This window comes from Acinetobacter sp. UBA5984, from assembly GCF_002429925.1.
Lineage (GTDB): Bacteria > Pseudomonadota > Gammaproteobacteria > Pseudomonadales > Moraxellaceae > Acinetobacter > Acinetobacter variabilis.
Genome location: NZ_DJBE01000031.1, coordinates 1 through 3,747, shown reverse-complemented (window position 1 = coordinate 3,747; position 3,747 = coordinate 1). Strand labels below are relative to the sequence as shown.

Here is a 3,747-nt window from a genome sequence, read left to right as displayed (position 1 = left end):
TCATGGCTACATTATACGAAATCAGCATTAACAACCAAAATACTTTAAAGCATAGATATAAGCAGTATTCAATTTCATTAAAAACTCATCTATATAACGAGGATCAGCATCAGCTTGAATTCGAACAATCATATCGTGATATTCGCCAGCTAATATTTCAAAAATCATAGTGTGATGTGTATCGGCAATCCATGAAAGATGATCATCATCAGTAAAACTATGAATACAAGAATCTAAATCTATTTTTAACTTATTCATTGTTCTCTCCAGTAGTTAGAAAGTATAAAAAGGGTGATATTTCAAAAGATGAGAAACCATAAAACGCTTTTGAATGATCTTGCCACATAAAGTGCATCGAATATTATCTGATCTCATTAATTCACCTCACAAAGTTCGCACCCATTCGGGATGCTCTGTATCTACCGATCTAAAGCAAATGGGAGCTTGTAATCAGAGAGAAGAAGTTTCAGGATTCAATTGTGGTTGTTCGGGAACACTCCGTTCCCTCTGTTCAGGCTGTGAATAGGCATATTGGTTTTGTTGTTGTGGTGCTTTGGCATAATTGAAAGGACGATAACCAGACAGCCATTTTCTGCAATCCTCTTGAGATACATTAGACATATAGTTGCCCTGCTGATCTATAGCCATGAGCCGACCATTTGCAAGCGTCATAACGCCCGACATTCTTGGGAAGTCTTGTGGCTGTATTTGTGGTTTATATTCGAAGTCATACGGCTTATCAGGATTATAGACAACAGCCTGGAATACTTGACCATCAGGTAAGACAGAAGATTGTTGTTTAGTTAATTGGTCAAACCATGAAATACATTCAGGCATATCGAGATTCATAGCCTTTCTGCATTCAACATCAGGATTGAAATTTTCTTTATATTCAGCTAAAACCTGCTCAGCAGTTTGACCCTCTTTTGCATCTAACATTACATATTCAGGCTGTTCAATTGGCTTTTGTTCTACTACTTCATCTTTTGGAAATAAACCAAAAAAGCCAGTTTCAGAAGCCTTTGAATAACCCAAAGCAAAGATTGCTATAGGTATTGCAAAGAAAACCATATAAAGCAAAGGCACACGCTTTTGTATGTTATGGACGTTTGAAGATACATAATACTTATATAGATTTTTTGGGTAGCGGAAACGCTTTACAGATAAAGCCTGTTTTCTTGTAGCATTTGCAAAATATGTCTGAACCTCTGCAAACTCATAAATCATTGCAACATCTAAGCCCCATAAACGACGCATGACATAATGAACAGAACAAGCAGCTCGCACCTGTTCACGCAATAATTTTGGGTTTTGGGTAATCAAGTAAATATCAAAGCCAAAATGACCATGCAAAGTCAAAGAATCGCCAATATCTAATATTTCTGCTTTACGTTTTTTTTCAGCATCAGTTCGGGCAGTACCTAACAGATCCTGTGCGCTAAAAGCAGGATGTTCATGTGCTTCATCAAAAAAGATAATTGAGCCATCTGGAAGATCACGCCAATCAAAAGGTTTTTCAGGCGTTGAGTTAATCGTTAATACACCTGGATAATTGATGCCGATAATATTTGTGTAAATGCGTCTATTTGGATGCTTTCTTGATAGTTGATCAATTAAAGACATGCAGTAAAGACTTTTACCTGTTCTTGGTGGAGCTGAAATAAGTGTTTGCATGAATTATACCTCTTAGCAAGGAAAAGCGCGGGCGTCGTCGTCGAAACTCCTCCTCCTTCCTTGCTTATCCTTTGCCTAGAGCTAATTTTGAAGATTTAATAAAAGCAGCCGTACCAATCGCAGACATAATTACAGACAAGGCTTGTGGAATTTTTAAAATACCCATGATGCCCATAATATCGGCAGGTACATTGTTATATAGACCGAGCATTGCGTTTTGAGCTTGCATCACTAAATCATTGATGAATGTATAAGAAATAAAAGCTAGACCAGCACCTAAAAGAAGCTTAGCAACCAATGACGAAGCAAACGCGGCAAGGATAGTTATTAATAACTGTGGCATTATGATTTACTCGTAATAATGTAAGCACCGTACAAGTACGAAGCTATAAGGATTAAAGTTCCGAAAATCGCTAATTTGTCGCACCACATAGCAAAGCTGAAAGTCTTGGAGAAAGTCTTTCCAGTAAATAATTGGAATGACAGTGTTCGATCCGCAGGACAAGCAGCAGAACCGCCAAAAATATTTGTTTTTAAATCTTGTGGTGTTAAAGCCTTTTCAGGTACAGCATCATTTCCAAATGGATTATCACCTACCCCTTCTTCATCACCCTTGAGAAAATCCTTTATCTCATCAAGAACACCTTTTGTATCATCTATTTTTTGATTAGTTTCAGAAAGATCGATGTTCCCACCTACACCACCATTACCACCATCACCACCATCACCACCAATTTTCCCGAGAATGGCATCCAATTTATTAGAAAGAACAGAAGTCATATTTTTAATGACGTTTTCCAATCTATCTAAATTAATAATAGTGTTGGTCGTTGTGTTGGTCGTTGTATTGGTGGTTGTGTTGGTAATATTGGTATTGTTATTAGTTGTACTGGTAGAAGTACTGGTACTTGTCGATGTAGAAGTACTTTCACTATTAGCTGTATTTTGTGACGGTGGTCCGTTAGGGTCAGCCGGATCAGGAGTTGCAGGATCAGAAGGTGGCTTATTTGGATCAGGAGTTTTAGGTGGTGGATTGGTTCCGCAATCTTGACCCGTTGAAATAGCACTGCATGTCATGCCCGGTTCAATATCTACATCGACACAAGCACGAATGCGATATTGGCAACCTTGAACACAAACATAACTCTTTGAATTAACAGGGACTTTTAAATCTTTTGAAGTAGCGGAAGGACAAGAAATCTCTTGCTTTGTGACAGCTAAGCCACCTGCATAACCTGACCCGTTCTTGTAATAACAGATATATTGAAATGGATTATCATAAACACAAGAATGGAATTGCGAGCCAATTGATTGATAATATTTGGTAGCTGCTTCCTGTGGAGTAGAAGAAACAAATTTTCCATTAACAGCCCACAAAGTAGCAGAATATGAATTAACAGAAATTAATATAGAAATAAAAAAAACTAAATATTTAAACGCTTTCATAAAACCCCCAAATATTTAATTTCTTATTTCAAAAGACGATAAAAAGCCAAGAAAACAACAGCCAAAATAATCCAGTTAAGATCAGATTCTGTCATTTTCTTGGCTCCAAAAATTAACGACCGAAGAAGCCAATAACTTTTTTAGCACCGTAAATGACAACAACGATACCCAACGCCCAAAGAGCACCAGTTTCAATGTTAGCTTCAGCATCAGCACCAGTTAAAGCAGTTGACACATCAAGAGCATTAGCATTGCTTGACATAAGAGCAGTTGAAACAGTAGCCCCTAAACCATAAGTAGCAACGTTTTTACGATTGATTACCGCTAGGCGGTTTTGACTTGTTTTTTTCATGAGATGAGCCTCAATTAGTTATTAAAAGAACCGCATTATTTTTTTAACTACAAAGACCAATGCGAAAATCCCTATAGCCCACTGGAGAATCACATCACGATCCGCCCCAGTTAATTCAGGCAAAAAGGTAGCTTCTTGCCATTCGATGCAAACTTGTGCAGTACCTGCCGAAGGTGGAGTTAAGGTTTTGCACTCGTAAGACATTCTTTAAAATCCTGTTATAATGTTTATAAGTTATTGATATTTAACAGATTATACATTATACGAAATAGTGT

At 37.4% G+C, this 3,747-nt stretch carries 6 protein-coding genes; all 6 read right to left on the bottom strand.

The window, feature by feature from the left end:
• Window positions 1-27 precede the first annotated feature (27 nt).
• The 6 genes from B3J29_RS04725 to B3J29_RS04700 all read right to left on the bottom strand — a co-directional run bounded on the left by B3J29_RS04725 (window position 28) and on the right by B3J29_RS04700 (window position 3,676).
• Complete coding sequence (locus B3J29_RS04725; RefSeq protein WP_286964522.1) at window positions 28-258, bottom strand: hypothetical protein; 231 nt, start codon at window positions 256-258, stop codon at window positions 28-30.
• A gap of 192 nt (window positions 259-450) precedes the next feature.
• Window positions 451-1,674, bottom strand: a complete 1,224-nt coding sequence (locus B3J29_RS04720) for a zonular occludens toxin domain-containing protein (protein ID WP_286964521.1) — start codon at window positions 1,672-1,674, stop codon at window positions 451-453.
• Window positions 1,675-1,738: 64 nt separating this feature from the next.
• Entirely contained in the window at window positions 1,739-2,017 is a 279-nt protein-coding gene (locus B3J29_RS04715; RefSeq protein WP_204379435.1) for a DUF2523 domain-containing protein, read from the bottom strand.
• Window positions 2,017-3,120, bottom strand: coding sequence for a virulence factor TspB C-terminal domain-related protein (locus B3J29_RS04710; protein ID WP_286964520.1), 1,104 nt, complete (start codon window positions 3,118-3,120; stop codon window positions 2,017-2,019). The genes B3J29_RS04715 and B3J29_RS04710 overlap by 1 nt, the downstream gene beginning before the upstream one ends.
• A 112-nt stretch (window positions 3,121-3,232) precedes the next feature.
• A complete protein-coding gene (locus B3J29_RS04705) occupies window positions 3,233-3,472 on the bottom strand; it encodes a hypothetical protein (protein ID WP_286964518.1) in 240 nt (79 codons plus the stop codon).
• 21 nt (window positions 3,473-3,493) lie between these two features.
• Window positions 3,494-3,676, bottom strand: a complete 183-nt coding sequence (locus B3J29_RS04700) for a hypothetical protein (protein WP_286964517.1) — start codon at window positions 3,674-3,676, stop codon at window positions 3,494-3,496.
• Between the last annotated feature and the right edge of the window lie 71 nt (window positions 3,677-3,747).

Bases quoted from the DNA above. Each gene is read 5' to 3' on its own strand.
- B3J29_RS04710 (WP_286964520.1), bottom strand. From the start codon at position 3,120: ATGAAAGCGTTTAAATATTTAGTTTTTTTTATTTCTATATTAATTTCT.
- B3J29_RS04705 (WP_286964518.1), bottom strand. From the start codon at position 3,472: ATGAAAAAAACAAGTCAAAACCGCCTAGCGGTAATCAATCGTAAAAAC.
- B3J29_RS04715 (WP_204379435.1), bottom strand. From the start codon at position 2,017: ATGCCACAGTTATTAATAACTATCCTTGCCGCGTTTGCTTCGTCATTG.
- B3J29_RS04720 (WP_286964521.1), bottom strand. From the start codon at position 1,674: ATGCAAACACTTATTTCAGCTCCACCAAGAACAGGTAAAAGTCTTTAC.
- B3J29_RS04700 (WP_286964517.1), bottom strand. From the start codon at position 3,676: ATGTCTTACGAGTGCAAAACCTTAACTCCACCTTCGGCAGGTACTGCA.
- B3J29_RS04725 (WP_286964522.1), bottom strand. From the start codon at position 258: ATGAATAAGTTAAAAATAGATTTAGATTCTTGTATTCATAGTTTTACT.